The following is a 17726-nucleotide window of genomic DNA, read 5'->3' on the forward strand; positions in this document are numbered from 1 at the left end:
TATTTTCGTAGTTTTGGTACATATACACAGATGAATAACTCTAAGGGGGATGTCGTATTATCTCGCAGATAAATACAATTACGTTGCGGTAGCTATCAAGCCTAGCTTGATATTCGGGGCGCTGGCTTTAGCCTGCCAGTATGCGAGCCATCGCATACTAGTATTAGCTCCGATTTTTGATGGTGTATTATTTTGTAGATAAATACAATTACGTGGCGATAGCTATTAAGCGTAGCTTGATATTAGGGGCGCTGGCTTCAGCCTGCAGATCTTTTTGTGTTGATTTTTAAGCTTCTATACCGCTTTTACAAACAATAAACCAAATCCAACACATTACCCCATTGCAGACTAAAGTCAGCGGCCCATAAAAGATGTTTGGCAACTTTAATAGATTCTTCGTGCTAACAAAGTCAAAATATGACGTAGCTTCGATAGATAAAGCTACGTCACGTTTTACTGCATATCATTGCTTAATGGTGATGAATAGCGTTAGCGAGATTAAGCGAACCAAAACCTTAAGCCACAAATTCTTCGATTTGAATGCGTTGTGTAATGGTTTCTTGTTTCTCATCCAAAATGCTTTGTACTTCCGGTAAGCAGCTACCACAACCTGTACCAGCGCTGGTACATTCTTTAATGCTGTCTAGCGTCGAACAACCTTGTTCCACAATCGCATCAGTGATGGTATTGATCCCCACTTGTTTACAGGCACAAATAATCTTACCTTGAGCGAGTTTACCTTTCACCTGTCCAGAAATAAGTGTTTGTTCGATACTGCCATCTAAAGGCATGTCTAATACACTCTGTAACCAATCTAAAGAGTGATTAGTTAGTTTATCCGAAGCTATGTAAGCATTATTTAACTGGCTGTTCTGAATGAATGCATAGCGGTATAGCATCTGCTGTGTACTATCTGTACTAGCAAACTGTAAAGTTTTACCTGATTTGTTATCTAATAGCGCCTGAAGTGATTCAGCGAGTTTAGAAGGAGGGCATTCATCCGCAATACGGTATAGATAACCTTGCTCGACTTTTTGCTTCACCCAATAATCAAACTGGTCTAAATCGAGTTGTGATCGACTCAGTAACATCGCTTCACTCTGATATTGCCATTTTTTGATATTTGCCTGCGTTGATTTCAAAGCCGGCTGACCAGAGACTGGATCATTATCATCATTCACTAAATTACACACATTAGCAGTTTTAGCTGTTTGTCTATTCCAATGAATTGGCGTAAATATCTGTCCGACTTTTTGCTGCTTAGTGAGCAAAGCTCTAACTAACATTGCCCCTTGCGGACTGTTAATCGCCACTAAATTATTATCTTCAATAGATAAAGGTGCAGCATCATCTGGGTGGATTGCAACAAAAGGCTCTGTAATATGCGCTGCTAATCGACTCGATAATCCAGTTCTTGTCATGGTATGCCATTGGTCTCGGATTCGACCACTGTTGACAATTAACGGGTACTTAATTAATGATGGAGTAGAACTGTTAACTATAGGCGTTGATGAAACAGCAACAAATTGTGCTTTTTTAGACGTTGTAAAAAATTGTTTATCAGCAAATAAGCGTTGTTGTACAACCTCTGTTTGTAGCTCAGTAACAGGCCATTGTTGCGGCGTTAACTGACTGTAACCCTTAGCATCAAGTTGGGTTAAACCAATTAAATTCAAATCTCGGTTAAGGCCGTTTTCATTATCTAAAGTGGTCATTTTAGCAAATTCAGAGAAGACTTCTCCTTCATGCAAGAAGTTAAAGGCCTCAGCAAATCCCATACGTTTTGCCACTTCACTCATGATCCACCAATCTGGCTTGGCAACGCCAGGGCTAGACAGTAAACGTCTTTGTCTAGAGATGCGGCGTTCTGAATTAGTTACCGTTCCTGATTTTTCACTCCAGCCTTGTGCTGGCAAAAGTACATTAGCGTATTCAGTAGTGGCTGTTTCTGCAATACAGTCAGAAACTACCACAAAAGGACATTTTTCTAATGCTTCTCTCACTTTATTACTATTAGGAATGCTCACTACTGGGTTAGTAGCCATGATCCAAATTGCTTTAATTTTTCCCTGATGCATTGCATCAAATAGGTCAACGGCTTTTAAACCTGGTTGTGTTGCTAGCGTATCAGTTCGCCAGAAGTCACTAATCAATTGGTTGGCATGCTCATCACCAAACTCCATATGAGCTGCAAGTGTATTCGCTAAACCACCCACTTCACGGCCACCCATGGCATTGGGTTGTCCTGTAACAGAAAAAGGCCCCATACCTGGTTTACCAATACGACCTGTCGCAATATGGCAGTTAATAATACTGTTTACCTTGTTACTACCTTGTGTCGATTGATTTACACCTTGAGAAAAGATAGTGATCGCTTTTTCAGTCTCTGCGAAATGCTTAAAAAATAAAGCTATTTTTTGTTCGTTAACTTGTAAAGTTTCGGCTAATACTTGAATACATTGCGCATCTTGCTGAGCACTATTTAGAGCTGCTTCAAAACCTTCACTGTAATTATCAATATAATCTTTATCTATTTTATTGTGTGCAACTAGGTAAGAGAGGAGACCATTAAATAGTGCAACATCTGTTTCAGGCTGAATTGCTAAATGCAAATCGGCAATGGAGCAGGTATCTGTTTCTCTTGGGTCAATGACAACAATGAAAAGATTATCGCGCTGTGTTTTTTGTTTTTTTAAACGTTGGAATAGAACCGGATGACACCAAGCTAAATTAGAGCCTGTAATAACCACTAACTCAGCGGTATCAAGATCTTCATAACATCCAGGCACAGTGTCACTGCCAAAACCTCGTTTATGGCCAGCCACAGTAGAAGACATGCATAATCGAGAATTAGTATCGATGTTACCACTGCCAATAAAGCCCTTCATCAGCTTATTGGCGACGTAATAATCTTCAGTTAAAAGTTGTCCAGATACATAAAAAGCCACTGAATCAGGCCCATGCTCTGCGATGGTTTGTGAAAAAGTATCTGCAACATGTTGTAGTGATGTTGCCCAGTCGCTTTGCTCGCCATCAATGGAAGGGTGAAGTAAACGACCTTCATGAGTGACGGTTTCACCTAATGCTAATCCTTTAGAGCATAGGTCACCATAATTTGCGGGATGAGATTTATCTCCGCGTATTGTTAATTCTCCAGATGCTTGTATTTGTGCTTCGATTCCACACCCTACACCACAATATGCACAGGTTGATTTAGTCCATAAATCTTTACTTTGAGTCATTTTGTCTCTCTTTGCCCTAACATCCACATATATCCGATACTATTTCGTTCAATATCATCAATGTCATTTTTTATATCTGTCCTACATATTTACAGCAAAGAGCAGACCAAAATAGAGCAATTCATCAAACTAGATAAAATAAAAAAAATTATCCTTTAAAATCAATTATTAATAAGCATTTATTTTTACGTGTATAAATGAAAGAAATTAATTATCAATAAACTAACTCTAAATCTGCACTTAATTGGTGCGGCTTGCACCTTTTGTTACATTTATTTAACAAGCGGGTGTGTTGTAAATAATTGTTTTTATTAGTTTTGTTCAGTTGGTCAGCTCTAATTGCATGAATAATATAGGTTATTTATTTTTTTTATATTTTTTATTTTATTGGCGCTTTCTTTGCAGTGTTATGGTTAAGCCGCTTATAAGGACAAATAAGCGAAGTAACAATGAAATGTTAAAAAGGATAGAAATAGCTATGAGCAAGCAACGTGTTATTGTCGTCGGTAACGGCATGGTAGGACATAAGTTTATCGATACAATTATCGGTAGTGATAACCATAACTTTGAAGTGATCACTTTTTCAGAAGAATCCCGCCTAGCTTACGACCGAGTACAATTAAGTTACTTTTTTTCAGGTAAAACCGCTGAAGATCTTGCATTAACAGATGCTGCCTATTACGAAGAAAACGGCATTAAATTCGTTTTAAATGACAAGGTCGTTGACTTAGACTTTCCAAACAAAAATGTTATTACTGCAAGTGGCCGCGTAGAGAGCTACGACAAACTAGTACTTGCAACTGGATCATTTCCTTTCGTTCCCCCAATTCCTGGTAACGACCAAGAGCATTGTCATGTTTACCGTACCATTGACGATTTAGAAAAAATCACTGAATCAGGTGAATCCAGTAAAGTAGGTGTCGTGATCGGTGGTGGGTTATTAGGCCTAGAGGCCGGTAATGCACTTGTTAACCTAGGTGTAGAAACACACATAGTAGAATTCGCTCCGCGCCTAATGGCTGTGCAGTTAGATGACGGCGGCGGCGCGTTACTAAAACGTAAAATTGAAGAATTAGGTGTACAAGTACACACTCAAAAAGCAACTACTGAAATAGTGGCTGGTGAGAAATGTCGCTACCGCATGAATTTTGCCGATGGCTCATTCCTAGAAACCGATATGATCATCTTCTCTGCGGGTATTCGCCCTCAAGATGAATTAGCACGTACCTGTGGCATCGCTATTGGTGAGCGTGGCGGTATTGTCATTAATAATCACTGTGAAACTAACATTGATGACGTGTATGCAATTGGTGAATGTGCATTATGGGAAAACTTTATTTTTGGTCTAGTTGCACCGGGTTATCAAATGGCGAAAGTCGCAGCTGCCCATATGCAAGGCGACAAAGAGATAGAGTTTACTGGTGCAGATATGAGTACCAAATTAAAGCTACTTGGTGTTGATGTAGCGAGTATTGGTGAAGTACACGGTCAAACACCAGGTGCACAATCTTACACTTACCATGATGAAATCGAGCAAGTTTACAAACGTTTAATTGTCTCTGCAGATGGCAAAAAAATGGTCGGTGCAGTACTAGTAGGTGATGTAGACGCTTACGGTACATTACTGCAATTAAAATTAAACGACATGGAATTACCTGCTAATCCAAGTGTATTAATTCTGCCTGCCGCTGACGGTGAGGAAGCTGCTGGAATGGGGGTCGATGCATTACCTGATACTGCCGCTATTTGTTCATGTTTTGATGTATCAAAAGGTGACATTAAAGCCGCTGTTGCAGCTGGCTGTTGTAGCATGGGTGACCTTAAAGAATCGACTAAAGCAGCAACTGGTTGTGGTGGTTGTTCAGCGTTAGCAAAACAAGTATTAGACAGTGAACTAGCAAGCCTTGGTTTTGAAGTAAATACAGATATTTGTGAGCATTTCGCTTACTCTCGTCAAGAGTTAGCAGATATCGTTCGAGTGAAGAAAATTAAAACATTCTCAGCATTACTTGATGAATGTGGTTCAGGTTTAGGTTGTGAAATTTGTAAACCTGCCGTGGCTAATATCCTAGCTGCTTACTGGAACGAATACGTATTAGAAGATGAACATGTAGGCTTACAAGACACCAATGATAACTACCTAGGTAACATGCAAAAAGATGGTACTTACTCAGTGGTTCCTCGTATGCCTGGTGGTGAAGTCACGCCTGATGGTTTAATTGTTATTGGCCAAGTAGCTAATGAATTTAATCTTTATACCAAAGTAACCGGTGGAGCGCGTGTGGATCTTTTTGGTGCACAGTTACACCAGCTACCGGCTATCTGGAAAAAACTAGTTGATGCTGGTTTTGAAACTGGACACGCTTACGGTAAATCATTACGTACCGTTAAATCTTGTGTTGGTGATACTTGGTGTCGTTACGGTGTTAAAAACAGTATTGGTTTCGCTATAGAGCTAGAGAATCGTTACAAAGGTTTACGTTCGCCACATAAAGTGAAGTTTGGTGTGTCTGGATGTACTCGTGAATGTGCCGAAGCACAAGGTAAAGACTTTGGTTTAATCGCAACAGATGGTGGATGGAATTTATACTTCGGTGGTAACGGTGGTATGCGTCCTCGCCACGGTGACTTATTTGCCTCTGATTTAACTGACGAACAAGTACGTACTTATATTGACCGTATTTACATGTTTTATATTCGTACTGCAGATCGTTTACAACGTACATCAGTGTGGTTAGAAAACTTAGAAGGCGGTATTGAGTACTTACGTAAAGTAGTGGTTGATGACTCGCTGAATATTAATGCAGAGTTAGAATCAGAAATGGAAAATAACATTGCCAATTACCAATGTGAGTGGAAAACAACAATTGAGAATCCTGAAAAACTGAAACGCTTCAATCACTTTATTAATAGTAAAGAAGAAGACTCAGGTCTTGCTTTCAAAGTGGTAAGGGGACAACGCTTCCCATTAGCAAAAGAAATTGAAATAACAGAATTAGTTTAATAGGGACATAAAATGAACACAACGGCTAACACAACATGGACAGATATCTGTCCTGTAAATGACTTAACACCGAATGCAGGTATTTGCGCATTATACAACGAACAACAAGTTGCTATTTTCTTATGCAAACAAACTAACAATGTTTATGCCATTGCTAATTACGACCCATTCGGAAAAGCAAATGTATTGTCACGCGGTATTATTGGTTCTACACAAGATATTACCTATGTTGCATCTCCTCTGTACAAGCAGCGTTTTAATTTATCAACGGGTGAGTGTTTAGACTCAGAAGATCATAAATTAAAAACCTTCGACGTACGCATTGAAAATGATCACGTTCAGCTAAAAGAAGCATCTTAATCAGATCATTAAATTAGCCTATACCTAACCCATTATTTTAATGGAGAGTTTAGCTCTCCTTAAGGTAGTGGGTTGGTTAAACCAATTACACTGAAAATAACTTTATGTTTAAACAGTGCAATTGGCATTAACTTCTAAAATTAATAGACAGGATATCTATGAGTAACAGTTCATTTAATATATTTTCCTTTCAAGGAAAAATGAAAACATTACACCTAAGCTGGATGGCATTTTTCATTACCTTTGCAGTGTGGTTTAACTTTGCACCATTATTACAATCAGTAAAAGAAACCCTAGGCTTAACGACTGAAGAAGTTAAAACCCTATTAATTCTAAATGTTGCGATCACTATTCCTGCTCGTGTCATTATCGGCTCGCTAACAGATAAATATGGCCCACGAGTAGTTTACTCTGCGCTATTAGTTTTATGTTCAATCCCTTGTTTTACTTTCGCTTTTTCAGATAATTTTCTGCAAGCGGCTATTTCACGTTTTGCATTAGGTTTCATTGGTGCTGGTTTTGTTATCGGTATTCGTCTGGTATCTGAATGGTTCCCACATAATGAGCTAGGTACAGCCGAAGGCATTTACGGCGGTTGGGGTAACTTTGGTAGTGCTGCTGCGGCATTCACTCTACCAACAGTGGCACTGATGTTCGGCGGAGATGATGGCTGGCGTTACGCAATGGTAGTAACAGGTCTACTAAGTTTAGTATTTGGTTTTATCTTTTACACAAACATTACAGATACACCAAAAGGTGCAACTTACTTCAAGCCAAAAAATCTAACAGCGATGGAAGTCACATCAAAAGGAGACTTCTTCCTACTACTAATAATGAAAGTGCCTATGTATGCAGCACTTGCTTTATTAGCATGGAAACTATCACCTGATAATGTTGGTATGATCTCTGATGGTGTTTGTTATGCAATTTACGCCTTCCTATTTGCTTTATACTTATACGAATGGTCACAAGTATGGAAAGTGAATAAATCAATCTTCACCACACCTGTACCTGAAATTCATCAGTACAAATTTAAGCAAGTAGCAGTATTAAATATTCTTTACTTCGCAACTTTTGGTTCAGAGCTAGCAGTAGTGTCAATGCTACCGTTATTCTTCCTAGAAACATTTGAATTAACACCGGTTATTGCTGGTATGGTTGCGTCAGCTTATGCCTTTATGAATCTAGCATCACGTCCAGGTGGCGGTTGGTTGTCTGATAAATTTGGTCGTAAATCTACTTTAATTATCTTAACAGCAGGTTTAGCCTTAGGTTACTTACTAATGGCACAAATCGAATCTAGCTGGACACTATGGATTGCCGTTGCAGCAGCAATGTTATGTTCTTTCTTCGTACAAGCGGGCGAAGGTGCAGTATTTGCGACAGTGCCATTAATCAAACGTCGTATGACAGGGCAAATTGCTGGTATGACTGGTGCTTACGGTAATGTCGGTGCAGTAGTTTACTTAACTGTGTTATCGTTTGTGAGTTACCAAACGTTTTTCTATGTGATTGCTTGTACAGCCTTTGTTGGCTTAATCACGCTACTGTTCATGGCTGAACCGAAAGGTAAAATCGCCGAAGTAAATGAAGATGGTAGTGTTACTATGATTGATGTAAGCAGCCACTAATAGAAGGTAATACACTGAATGGATAAGCGTCCTAAAGCTAAGCTAACGGTATCAATGGGTGGTTACTCCACAGCGGGTAATCGAGAAGTTAACCAAGATGCTTTTGCGCTAAAGGACCCTTATTCAGATTCAGAAAAACGTATTAAAGGTATCGTTGCCTGTGTTGCTGATGGCGTAAGCTGTAGTGATAATGGGCAACAAGCCAGCCACACTAGCGTTACTCAATTTATTGCTGATTACTACAGCACAAATAACAGTTGGGACGTTAAGCAATCTGCAAGTAAAGTTTTAAACTCTCTTAATACTTGGTTATATCAACACAATCAAAATGACCTAAGACATAACGGCCTAATTACCACTTTTAGTAGTATCATTTTCAAATCGACGACAGCACACCTTATTCATATCGGTGATAGTCGAATTTATCGTTATCGTGAACAAGCATTAACCCAACTCTCTAATGACCACAGCCGTACTACACATACTAAAAACTCTGTATTAACACGCGCATTAGGCATGGATTGTCATCTAGATATCGATTATCAGGCTGTCTCGCTACAAATAGATGATTTGTTCATGCTAACCAGCGATGGCGTGCATGATTACCTAGATAAAACCGAGATCACCAATCATCTAAAGTCGCTAACTGAAAAAGCAACGACACAGCAATATGAACAAGTAGCGAAAGATATTTGTGATCAAGCCTTAGCACAGGGCAGTAGTGACAACATTAGCTGTTTAATCGTTAAAATTAATACACTTCCTAAAGCGGATCTTTCTGAGTTATTTAGCCATTTAAGTACATTAGTTATTCCTCCAGCTTTGCAGGTCGGTAATGAAATCGATTGCTTTACTATCGAAAAGGTTTTACACGAAGGCGCAAGAAGCCACGTTTATTTAGCAATCGATAAAAGCAATCAAAATAAAGTGGTATTAAAAATGCCATCGCTAAATTTTGAAGAAGATTTAAATTACCTATTAGGCTTTTACAAAGAGCAGTGGGTAGGGCAGTCGATAAATAATCCAAGTATTATGTCGATAGCCAGCAACATTAAAAACTCAGTGTTCTTATATCACATCTGTGAATATGTAGAAGGTATCTCGCTGCGACAATGGATGTTAGATAACCCTCATCCTGAGCTCCAACAAGTTAACGATATTATTAATAAAGTGGTTAATGCTGTTCGTGTTTTGCAACGTGCAGGTATGGTACACAGAGATCTTAAACCTGAAAATATCATGCTTACGCCAGACGGAAATATAAAGATATTAGATTTCGGAACCGTTCGTGTAAATGGCTTTGAAGAGATAGTAAAAGAGCAACAAGAAGAGCCTTTAGGTGCAGTCGACTATATCGCACCAGAATATCTAAACGACGGTGAAAGCAGCGCGTTGTCAGATCTGTTCTCAATTGCTGTCATCGCCTATGAAATGTTAGCCGGACAGTTACCGTACCCTGATAATCAAGCCCAATCATTAGATAGAGCAAGGCAATACACCTGGGAATACGCGCCTATTTTGCCTTTACGACCAGACTTATCATCACGCTTAGACAAAGTATTACAAAAAGCCCTCAACGCTAAACCAAGCCAACGCTACAGCAGCATGAGTGAGTTCATCGGCGACCTCACCAAAGTACAACAAAGACAAATAGCAAAAGCCCCAAAGAAATCGCTACTAGAAAGAGATCCAGTAAAATTCTGGCAATGGCTAGCCTTCATATTCATGGGCATCAGCGCAACACAACTCTTCATCATGCTAAGAGATAGTTTTTGATAGCGATTAGACGAAGTCTAATATTCGGGCCGCATGGCGAATCAACCGACAGGTTGGTCTAATGAGCGGGTAAGCTCTGCGCACCCTTTTTTCAGCTTGCAGATCTTTTTTGTGTTGTTTTTTAAAGTTTTTATCGTTTTCTTAAAAAGTAGTAAACCAAAATCAACACATAAACCATTGCAGACTAAAGTCAGCGCCCCAAGGTCAAAAGATGCTTCGTAATATTATGGTTATAAACAAATTTGAGCAGCGACAGCGATTAGACGAAGTCTAATATTCGGGGCGCATGCTTCAGCTTGCAGATCTTTTTTGTGTTGTTTTTTAAAGTTTTTATCGTTTTCTTAAAAAGTAGTAAACCAAAATCAACACATAAACCCACTGCAGACTAAAGTCAGCGCCCCAAAGTCAAAAGATGTTTCGTCACTTTTGGTGATTTTCGGTATCAATAATAAAAAATTGTGTAGCGATAGCTATCAAGCAAAGCTTGATATGAGGGGCGCATGCTTCAGCTTGCAGATCTTTTTTGTGTTGTTTTTTAAAGTTTTTATCGTTTTCTTAAAAAGTAGTAAACCAAAATCAACACATAAACCACTGCAGACTAAAGTCAGCGCCCCAAGGTCAAAAGATGCTTCGTTACTTTTAGTAGATATTTGATAATGATGTCGCTATCAAGAGCTAACCGAAACCAACACCAACACATAAACCCACTGCAGACTAAAAAACGAATCGCAGAGTTTTTCCGCTCATTGACCTAGTCCGTCGGCTAATTCGCCCAGCGCCCCAAAGTCAAAAAGTGCTTCGTTGTTTTTGGTGATTTTAGGTATCACCAATCAAACTACCCAGTAATAACCGTTCTCAAGCCGTAATCTAAAATCTTGCCTGTTTGGCTTTTAACACTGAGTGTAGTGACCTGTACCTTTTCACCATTACACAGCTCGCTGGTTATTTGACGGATGCGTTCTGCATCTAAACGAGGTGAATAGGTATTTGCGATGATGAAACCACCTTTTTCTCGTAGTGCTAATGCTGCTTCAATTAACTCTGGGAATTTGTTTTCAATCTTCCAACGCTCTTTTTTAGCGCCAATTCCAAAAGCGGGGGGATCCATGATCAACCCTTGATACTTCTTACCACGTTTAATTTCACGTTGTGCAAACTTTAATGCGTCTTCCAATACCCAATGCACATCGCTTAGGCCTGAAGACTCCATATTGTCTTTGCCCCATTTAATGATTTGCTTCACTGAATCACAATGTAATACTTCTGCACCTTGATCTCGCGCTACTAAAGTCGCCACACCGGTATACGCAAATAAATTCAAAAAGCGATCGCCAGCTTTTAAGTTATCAGCGATAAAGTCCCAGTTAGCGCGTTGCTCTGGAAATAGCCCAACATGTTTAAACTTAGTTAGGTGCAAATTAATAGTGATGTTATTGAACTTAATTTGCCAGTCATGCTCCAAATTACCTTGTAGTGATTTCCATTCACCGGCATTACTACTGCTTTCAATAAATTCGAAGTGAGCTTTAGCTAGCCACTCTTTTTTAGATAAAACGGGCTCAAAATAGGCATTCATTTCAGGGCGGATAGTATAAACGTCTCCCCAGCGCTCGAGTTTTTGGTTATTACCAGCATCGATTAATTCATAGTCATGCCAAGGGGAAGTAAAAGTGCGTTTTATCATAGAGAGTTAGCTTTTTGAAAGTGAGTGGAAATTACAAGTATTAGTGCGTTTGTTCAAATTTTCTCTACAAACGTGTAAATACAACAGAAACCATTTTATAGCATTGGCATCAGGCTGTCACAGAGTTTAGCGTAATTGGCGCTACAGGCGAAGTAGGTATTAACAAACATTAATACCTATAATTGACGAGCATAAATGTTAGTTTTGTTATAAAGTATCTTGATATGAATTTGATAATGAAAAAGTTGATGTACAAATCAATAGCTTATAGATTGCTCTGAATTTCTGTTTTTGTTATTGTAACTTAGTTTTTTTATCGAAAATTTCTTGGGTTAGATTTACCTAAAGTAGGTGCTATGATTAATTTTTTATCTTTAAAACGCAGTAGATTTCTACTGGTTCCTATGGTGTTAACATTAGCTGCTTGTACCAGCAAACCAAGAGAAGTTTACGCAACTATCCCGTTAGTAACTGCTAACGAAGCGAAACCTAATAAACAAGAATTACCACCTACTTTTGTTGCTGCACTAAATAACCCTGTTACTACCTCATTAACCTATAATCAATATAATATTGCCATCGCAACTGTCTATGTCTCTGCTTTAGGTAACTCATGTCGTCAAATGATATTTAATGAATCAAACAAAGCATCAAAAACAAGAATTGCCTGCGAAATCCCTTACAAAGAAAATGATAAGTTAATCAAATCTTGGTTTTTAGAACACGCTATCACTGAAGCGGATAACAATATTAACCTATAGCATGAACACTTATTAACAACGTTGAGCCTAATATGAATATTTTTAAAACAACCACGGTTTGGTTACTCACAAGTGTATTTCTCATGCCAAGTGCTTTTGCTGCTTTTGAGCCAAGCACCATTGATTTACAAGATAGTACCAGTACAGGTATCCCGCAAATAGAAGCTAATGAAGATACTGGAACTAACAGTATAGGTTCTTATCAAAATCAATCTCGTTCAGGCATCTTATTACCCGGTGAAGTAGATGTACGAGAATTATTACCTTCATCAGGTGAAGACAATCCACCTCCTTACGGTGCTAATTTATTTGCTGGTGGCTATGAAACAGAACGTGTTGACGGCTTAAATGAAAACTACCTTATCGCTGCTGGCGACCAAATTAACATTTGGATTTGGGGCGCAGTTTCTTACAGCAGCGTGGTTACCGTGGATAACCAAGGTAACATTTTTATCCCTAATATCGGTCCTATCAACGTATTAGATGTACCTGCAAGTGACGTTAACCAGCTCGTACAATCAAAAATCAAAGCAATCTATACCAATAATGTAGAAGTTTACGTTAACTTATTAACAGCAACACCTGTCAGTATTTATCTTTCAGGGGCGATTATTCGTCCAGGCCAATATGCAGGCATGGCATCAGACAGTGTTTTATATTACTTAAAACGTGCTGGTGGTATCGATACAGAGCGTGGTAGCTATCGTAGCATTCAAATTATACGAGATAACAAAATTTTAAAAGAGGTCGATCTATACGATTTCGTGCAAACAGGGCAACTGCCTAGCATCACCTTTAAAGATAAAGACGTGATCCTAGTTAAACCACAAAAATCTGCAGTAAATGTCTCTGGTGGCGTTAAAAACCCGTTCCGTTTTGAATTAAAGAAAAAACAAACCAAAGGCAGTGAATTAGCTGAATATGCTAAACCTCTCGTTAAAATAAGCCATGTGGGAATATTTGGTAATCGCGATAGCGGTCCATTTTCTGTTTACCTGACTTATCAAGACTTTTTAAATTACACATTACAAGATGGCGACAGCTTAGTCTTTAATGATGACAATCATGCGCAAGTGATTGATGTACAAGTTTCTGGAAGTTACCTAGGTCCATCTTACTTTGCCGTAAAGAAAAGTACGCACTTACATGATGTTTTAAATGCGATTCCAATTGTGCCATCTCTTACGGATAATCAATCTATCTATATCCTGAGAAAAAGTGTAGCAGAGCGCCAAAAGCAAATTTTAGATGACTCTTTAGATAAACTAGAACGCAGCGTATTTACCGCACCGGCTTCATCAGATGGCGAAGCATCGATTCGTGCTAAAGAAGCTGAGTTGGTGATGCAGTTCGTTGAAAAAGCACGCCAAGTTAAGCCTCTAGGTAAAGTGATCGTTTCTGATAATGGCGTGACAGCAAACATCCTATTAGAAAAGGGCGACCAAATTGTTATTCCACATTACACCGACTTAATTAATGTGGGCGGTGAAGTATTAGTGCCGCAAGCGATAGTCTATAACCCTAATGCAACATTAGACGATTACGTAGCATGGGCTGGTGGCTTTACTGACAGAGCGGATGATGAACGTGTCTCAATTGTGCGTGCTAACGGCATGGTCGTATTTGCTAAAGATGATAAAGATGCTAAAAATATTAAAATAAACCGTGGTGATCAAGTATTAGTATTACCGAAAGTAGATACAAAAATCATTCAATCAGTTAAAGATATCACTCAAATAGTTTATCAAATTGCTGTTGCAGCGAACGTAGCGATTAACTAATGCACTGCTTTTATACATCAATAATCACAATGCAAGGCTTGTTAAACTAATGGCTTTTGTACAAAAACGCTCAACACTTAAAGTGTGGGGAGATGTGATATTTGCGATTTTTTTAAGGGAAATCAAAAGCCAGTTTAATGATAAACTAGGCATTGCTTGGTCTGTTGTATCGCCTGTATTGTTTATTTTGGTACTTTCTTTTGCCCGCGGGCGTCTAGATGGTGGACAGACTCATTCAATCCCTACATTTATTTTCATGGTTTACGGAATGCTATTAATTACTTTTTTTATTGCAATAGTGCCTTCCATCTCTAATTCTATATCAAAAAATAAACCTTTATTTGCTTTCAGACAGGTACAGCCTATAAGTGGTGTTATTGCCTTAGCTGGTTTTCAATTACTAATGAAGATTGCTGTATATATTGGGATATTTAGTGTTTGTTATTTTATCCATCTAGATGTCAAAATAGATAATCTGATTCGTGTCATTTTGATTTTTTTCGAAGTTTGGCTCATATCAATAAGTATTGGCTTGGTTCTAGCTTTAGCGTCTTGCTATGTACCTGAAGTAAAAAAATTACAGGTATTAGCAATGAGGCCTATGTTTTTTATATCGGGTGTCTTTTTTAGTTTACAAGATATTCCTGAGGAGTATTGGCATTACCTAAATTGGAACCCATTTTTACATGCTGTTGAGCTAACACGCTATGCTGCGTATCCAAGTTACGGAAATGCAGGAGTTAGTTATTTCTATTTAGATATGTTTACATTATGCTCTATTTTTTTTGCTTTAGCCTGTTATTGCATAGGTTGGAAACAAGCGATAAGCCGCTAATAGCAGTGTATAAATATAATTTCAGGCTTTAAGTATCATGCTTAAAGCTTTTATTAATTTTCAAGCCTTTAGGTGTTGTAGCCTATAGCCTTTATAGTTATTTATGTTAGAAAAACGATTTAATGAGTTTAAAGATTCAATCAAACCAGCAGAGTTTAATAACATTGAATTTTTGCAAAAAAAAGCTGAGTCATTAAAAGCAGCTGATTCTGAATTATCAGATCGTATTTTAATTCGAGTGAGAAATCTAAAGGCGCAGGTTAAAAAGCAAGAACAGTCAAAACAGAGTGCACCTGTTCAAAAAACGAAAGCCACTGCTAAACTCCAATCAAAGTGGGATAAAGTAAAGCGTTCGCCTTTTCTTGTTTTTGTGATGCTACCGACACTCATTTTTACCGCATATCAACTACTTTGGGCTACTGAGCGTTATGAAAGCCAAGCCAAAGTGATCGTTCAACAGCCTGACAGTGCCTCAACAATGGACTCAGGTATGGCATTGTTAACCGGCTTAACGGGATCAAGTGGCGGTAATGACGCTGAACTTGTCAAAACCTATATTTACTCTAATGACATGATTGAGTATCTAAATGATAAAATAGCCTTAAAAGAGCATTACTCTCAATCTAATATCGACTTCTTTAGCCGCATCCATAATGATGATTCTAAGGAAGCCTTAAATAAGTACTATCAAGAGCATGTAGAGGTCGTATTGGATGATGCATCAGGTGTTATTACCATTGCAGCACAAGGGTTTGATAGTAAGTATGCGCAACTATTAACGAATACTATTGTTGAAAGAGCCGAGTGGTTTATTAATTCAATAGGCCATCAACTCGCTAATGCGCAACTTAGTTTTATGCAAGGTGAACATAAGCGTATTGAAGAACGTTTTACTAATGCTCAGAAAGATCTGCTGGTCTTCCAACAAAAATACAACTTGTTAGATCCAACGGCAGAAGGAACAGCAAAGCAAACTATTACTAATACTATCGAAAGCCAAATTGCGACTAAGCAAACAGAAATAAAAACACTGAATGCGATAATGAGCGATCGCTCTCCACAGGTCCAAAGCTTAAAAAATGAGTTAGCGGCGTTGAATGCACAATTAGAAGTTGAAAGAGATAAGCTGTCACAAACTGGGCTAGATGAAGTGCCAGTGAGTGAACTTCTATCACGATTTACTGACTATAAAATTAAAATGGATTTAGCGTTGCAAGCTTATACCTCATCGCAAATTTCATTAGAAAAGTCGCGCATAGAGGCTTATCGACAATTAAAGTATTTGATTACCGTTGAAAAAGCAACCTTAAGTGAAGACAGTAAATATCCTGATGCCATTTACAATATCTCATTGCTTTTATTATTGTTAAGTCTGGCATTTGGTATCAGTAAAATAATTATAAGTACAATTAGAGAATTAAAATAGAGTAACTATTTTAGTTTTAAAAATAAATGGAAAGGAAATGAGTATGAATAATAACCCATTAAATCGTAAAGGGATTATTTTAGCAGGTGGTTCAGGTACAAGGCTTTATCCACTGACAAAAGTAGTAAGTAAACAATTGATGCCAGTTTATGATAAGCCAATGATCTACTACCCACTTTCTAATCTATTCATGGCCGGGATTACCGAAATATTAATCATCTCTACACCGTTAGAGTTACCACGTTTTAAAGAGCTGTTAAAAGACGGCTCACAATGGGGTGTCAGCATTGAATACGTTGTACAACCAAGTCCGGATGGTTTAGCGCAAGCCTTTTTATTGGCAGAAGAATTTTTAGATGGTTCTCCAGCAGCATTAATCTTAGGTGATAACCTATTCTACGGTCATGACCTAGCTAAATCACTACAAAGAGCTAATAAACAAGAAGCGGGGGCAACAGTTTTTGGTTATTACGTTGCAAACCCAACTTCTTACGGTGTAGTCGAATTTGATGAGGCAGGTCAAGCAATTTCAATTGAAGAAAAACCAGAAAAACCGAAGTCATCATATGCAGTACCTGGGTTGTATTTCTTTGATGCGGACGTGGTTGAGTTTGCTAAAAATGTAAAACCATCACCACGTGGTGAATTAGAAATAACAGATGTTATTTCACAATACCTTGATAACAAAACATTAAAAGTAGAAGTAATGGGCCGCGGAACAGCATGGTTAGACACAGGCACATTAGATGACCTGTTGGATGCTGCATTATACATTCGCGCTATTGAAAAGCGCCAAGGCTTGAAAGTATGTTGTCCAGGTGAAATCGCATTCCGCATGGGATACATAGACGCAGACGGCATCAAAAAACTAGCTGAGCCACTAAAGAAGTCAGGTTACGGTGAATACCTACTAAGCCTACTAGAAGTAAGAATACTACCAAGCACGTAAGTTTAGAAATTAATCGAAAAGTACGATGTTTGTGGGTAGTTGGCTTTAGCCTGCTTCTTTTAATGCAACGTAATTAACTAACAGCTTAGTAAACTGCGAAACATCTTTAGGGGCGCTGACTTTAGTCTGCAGTGTTTTGTTTTTAGTGTGTCGATTTTGATTTAGAGTTTTGTAATAAAAACGATATAAAAAACTCAAAAGCCAACACAAAAGATCTGCAGGCTGAAGCCAGCGCCCCGAATATCAAGCTCTGCTTGATAGCTATTGCACTGTTATT

General features: G+C 38.4%; 11 protein-coding genes. 9 read left to right on the forward strand and 2 right to left on the reverse strand.

The window, feature by feature from the left end; translation table 11 throughout:
* Positions 1-515: 515 nt before the first annotated feature.
* Entirely contained in the window at positions 516-3242 is a 2727-nt protein-coding gene (locus tag V5290_RS14595; RefSeq protein ID WP_333387304.1) for a molybdopterin-dependent oxidoreductase, read from the reverse strand.
* Positions 3243-3720: 478 nt separating this feature from the next.
* Between V5290_RS14595 and nirB the strand changes: the two genes are divergently transcribed.
* The 4 genes from nirB to V5290_RS14615 all read left to right on the forward strand — a co-directional run bounded on the left by nirB (position 3721) and on the right by V5290_RS14615 (position 10013).
* On the forward strand, positions 3721-6246 hold the full coding sequence (gene nirB, locus V5290_RS14600) for a nitrite reductase large subunit NirB (protein WP_333387307.1): 2526 nt from the start codon (positions 3721-3723) through the stop codon (positions 6244-6246).
* Positions 6247-6258: 12 nt separating this feature from the next.
* A complete protein-coding gene (nirD, locus tag V5290_RS14605) occupies positions 6259-6606 on the forward strand; it encodes a nitrite reductase small subunit NirD (RefSeq protein ID WP_333387309.1) in 348 nt (115 codons plus the stop codon).
* Between the two features lie 158 nt (positions 6607-6764).
* Positions 6765-8237, forward strand: a complete 1473-nt coding sequence (locus V5290_RS14610; protein WP_333387312.1) for a NarK family nitrate/nitrite MFS transporter — start codon at positions 6765-6767, stop codon at positions 8235-8237.
* 18 nt (positions 8238-8255) lie between these two features.
* A complete protein-coding gene (locus V5290_RS14615) occupies positions 8256-10013 on the forward strand; it encodes a bifunctional protein-serine/threonine kinase/phosphatase (protein WP_333387316.1) in 1758 nt (585 codons plus the stop codon).
* Between the two features lie 835 nt (positions 10014-10848).
* Here the strand turns inward: V5290_RS14615 and V5290_RS14620 are convergent.
* Positions 10849-11697, reverse strand: coding sequence for a class I SAM-dependent methyltransferase (locus tag V5290_RS14620; protein WP_333387319.1), 849 nt, complete (start codon positions 11695-11697; stop codon positions 10849-10851).
* Between the two features lie 356 nt (positions 11698-12053).
* On the opposite strand from V5290_RS14620, the gene V5290_RS14625 reads away from it, so the two are divergent.
* The 5 genes from V5290_RS14625 (at position 12054) to rfbA (ending at position 17449) form a co-directional block, all read left to right on the forward strand.
* Positions 12054-12458: a hypothetical protein gene (locus V5290_RS14625; protein WP_333387322.1), complete on the forward strand. Its 405-nt coding sequence runs from the start codon at positions 12054-12056 to the stop codon at positions 12456-12458.
* A 32-nt stretch (positions 12459-12490) separates the two neighbouring features.
* Positions 12491-14239, forward strand: coding sequence for a polysaccharide biosynthesis/export family protein (locus V5290_RS14630; protein WP_333387325.1), 1749 nt, complete (start codon positions 12491-12493; stop codon positions 14237-14239).
* Positions 14240-14288: 49 nt separating this feature from the next.
* Positions 14289-15074, forward strand: a complete 786-nt coding sequence (locus V5290_RS14635; RefSeq protein ID WP_333387328.1) for an ABC transporter permease — start codon at positions 14289-14291, stop codon at positions 15072-15074.
* A 103-nt stretch (positions 15075-15177) separates the two neighbouring features.
* A complete protein-coding gene (locus V5290_RS14640) occupies positions 15178-16500 on the forward strand; it encodes a lipopolysaccharide biosynthesis protein (RefSeq protein WP_333387332.1) in 1323 nt (440 codons plus the stop codon).
* A 43-nt stretch (positions 16501-16543) separates the two neighbouring features.
* Positions 16544-17449 (forward strand): glucose-1-phosphate thymidylyltransferase RfbA, encoded by a 906-nt coding sequence (rfbA, locus tag V5290_RS14645; RefSeq protein WP_333387335.1) that lies wholly within the window; start codon positions 16544-16546, stop codon positions 17447-17449.
* The last annotated feature ends 277 nt before the right edge of the window (positions 17450-17726 follow it).

The organism is Psychromonas arctica, assembly GCF_036697365.1.
In the GTDB taxonomy this organism is placed as follows: domain Bacteria; phylum Pseudomonadota; class Gammaproteobacteria; order Enterobacterales; family Psychromonadaceae; genus Psychromonas; species Psychromonas arctica_A.

Excerpts from the sequence above, each read along its gene's own strand:
- V5290_RS14610 (WP_333387312.1), top strand. The coding sequence starts at position 6,765 with ATGAGTAACAGTTCATTTAATATATTTTCCTTTCAAGGAAAAATGAAA.
- rfbA (WP_333387335.1), top strand. The coding sequence starts at position 16,544 with ATGAATAATAACCCATTAAATCGTAAAGGGATTATTTTAGCAGGTGGT.
- V5290_RS14620 (WP_333387319.1), bottom strand. The coding sequence starts at position 11,697 with ATGATAAAACGCACTTTTACTTCCCCTTGGCATGACTATGAATTAATC.
- V5290_RS14595 (WP_333387304.1), bottom strand. The coding sequence starts at position 3,242 with ATGACTCAAAGTAAAGATTTATGGACTAAATCAACCTGTGCATATTGT.
- V5290_RS14630 (WP_333387325.1), top strand. The coding sequence starts at position 12,491 with ATGAATATTTTTAAAACAACCACGGTTTGGTTACTCACAAGTGTATTT.
- nirB (WP_333387307.1), top strand. The coding sequence starts at position 3,721 with ATGAGCAAGCAACGTGTTATTGTCGTCGGTAACGGCATGGTAGGACAT.
- V5290_RS14640 (WP_333387332.1), top strand. The coding sequence starts at position 15,178 with ATGTTAGAAAAACGATTTAATGAGTTTAAAGATTCAATCAAACCAGCA.
- V5290_RS14615 (WP_333387316.1), top strand. The coding sequence starts at position 8,256 with ATGGATAAGCGTCCTAAAGCTAAGCTAACGGTATCAATGGGTGGTTAC.
- V5290_RS14635 (WP_333387328.1), top strand. The coding sequence starts at position 14,289 with ATGGCTTTTGTACAAAAACGCTCAACACTTAAAGTGTGGGGAGATGTG.
- V5290_RS14625 (WP_333387322.1), top strand. The coding sequence starts at position 12,054 with ATGATTAATTTTTTATCTTTAAAACGCAGTAGATTTCTACTGGTTCCT.
- nirD (WP_333387309.1), top strand. The coding sequence starts at position 6,259 with ATGAACACAACGGCTAACACAACATGGACAGATATCTGTCCTGTAAAT.